Raw genomic sequence first — 1,100 nt, 5'->3', positions numbered from 1 at the left:
CGCGCGCTCAATAACTAAGTGCAACACCCTCTAATCGAGTATCGTGTTGCCATGGAAAATCACTATAATCACCTCAGTACCACTGATCGCGTAACGCTCATGCTGATGATGCGCCAAGGAGCCAGTCTCCGCGCCGTCGCTCGTGAATTGAAGCGTTCTCCCAGTACGTTGAGCCGGGAGTTGAAGCGACACACGGTTGGTGATCAACCCTATAATGCCGAAGCAGCAGGCTGCTCAGCACGCTCTGCACGTGTGCGTTGTCGGCCCAAGCGCAAGTTGGTCGAAGGAATGGATCTGTATGATGTCGTCCTCGACATGCTACGAAACCGGTGGTCTCCCCAACAAATCAGCGGCACACTGAGGGCTATGTTTCCAGATCAGCCAGACTATCAGGTCTCTCATGAGACGGTGTACAAAGCCATCTACGCCCAGCCTCACGGTGAACTGCGCAAGGAGCTGATTACGTGCCTGCGCCAAGGTAAGACAAAGCGTCGGCCCCGGGCGGGCGGCGTAGACCGTCGTCAGCAGATCCCGGATCTGGTCAGTATCCACCTGCGTCCGCCTGAAATTAATGAACGGCTCTTGCCTGGGCATTGGGAGGGCGACCTGATCAAAGGCGCCTTCAACCGCTCCGCGGTAGGCACACTGGTCGAGCGAGTGAGCGGTTTGGTGTTTCTGGCCAAAATGGATGGGGCCACCGCGACCGCTGCGGTTCAGGGTTTTAGCGCAGCTCTCAACCGGGTGCCGCTGGAAATGCGCCAGACGTTTACCTACGATCAGGGTCGTGAGCTGGTGCGCCATGCTGAGATTACCCAGAAAACAGGGACGGCTATCTACTTCGCTGATCCGCACAGTCCGTGGCAGCGAGCCATCAACGAGAACACCAACGGCCTCTTACGTCAGTACATGCCCAAAGGAACAGACCTGTCGGTGTTCAGTCAGGACGAGCTGGATGCTATCGCCTTCCAGTTGAATACCCGTCCCCGAAAGCGGCTGGGATTTAAGCCGCCGCTAGAGGTTTTTATGAATCTGATCAAGCGCACTCAGGAGGCGCCATCAGGCATTCATTGACCGAGTGTTGCACTTAGAGTTGGAGACCG

General features: G+C 56.5%; 1 protein-coding gene. It reads left to right on the top strand.

Annotation, left to right across the window (positions count from 1 at the left end):
• The first annotated feature begins 51 nt into the window (after window positions 1-51).
• Window positions 52-1,071: an IS30 family transposase gene (locus A6R74_RS12950; protein WP_064234890.1), complete on the top strand. Its 1,020-nt coding sequence runs from the start codon at window positions 52-54 to the stop codon at window positions 1,069-1,071.
• Window positions 1,072-1,100: the final 29 nt, after the last annotated feature.

The sequence above is a fragment of the Halomonas sp. ALS9 genome (assembly GCF_001651035.1).
GTDB lineage: Bacteria > Pseudomonadota > Gammaproteobacteria > Pseudomonadales > Halomonadaceae > Vreelandella.
This window is presented reverse-complemented; position numbering and strand designations above follow the sequence as displayed.